This is a genomic window from Pseudomonas sp. AF32, from assembly GCF_022342325.2.
Taxonomy (GTDB): Bacteria; Pseudomonadota; Gammaproteobacteria; order Pseudomonadales; family Pseudomonadaceae; genus Aquipseudomonas; species Aquipseudomonas uvaldensis.
Window position 1 is genome coordinate 1 of the sequence record NZ_RQJK02000063.1, and the last position, 551, is coordinate 551.

General features: G+C 58.4%; 1 pseudogene. It reads right to left on the minus strand.

The window, feature by feature from the left end:
- Window positions 1-541: pseudogene (locus EGM97_RS26115) on the minus strand (transposase); the annotation flags it as partial.
- Window positions 542-551: the final 10 nt, after the last annotated feature.

The window sequence follows — 551 nt, forward strand, 5'->3', positions numbered from 1 at the left end:
CGCACCTTGAATCGTCCGATTTGCTCGCCGTCTTCCTGCATCATCGACACGATGCTGCGGCTACCAGCGGCGCTACGACTTTGCGTGAACAGTTCATTAACCCGACTGCGCAACCGAAGCCGCTCAACGTCCGGAGTTCGGCGCCGGAGGCGGTGGGCGTAGTAACACGAGCGAGTAATGTCAAAGACTGTGCAAAGCCAATCGACCGGCTCTTGGGCGCTCAGTTGATCAATCAGCGCGTGCGCTCGTGCTCTTCCGACATCAAGAGCGCGGTAGCCTTTTTTAAAATGGATTTCTCCCGCTCAAGACGAGCGATCCGGGCTTCTAGCTCCTGGATCTTCTGCTGCTCGGGCGTCAGCGCCTTTGTCTGCGGAGTAACACCGCTGCGCTCCTGCTGGAGTTGGTTAACCCAGCGACGCAACGCGGACTCGACCACCCCAAGCGAGCGGCTGGCTTCGATATGGCTATAGCCTTGATCGAGCACGAGGCCTGCGGCCTCGCGTTTGAATTCAGCGGAAAAGGAACGACGTTGCTTGGTCATCAGACACCTC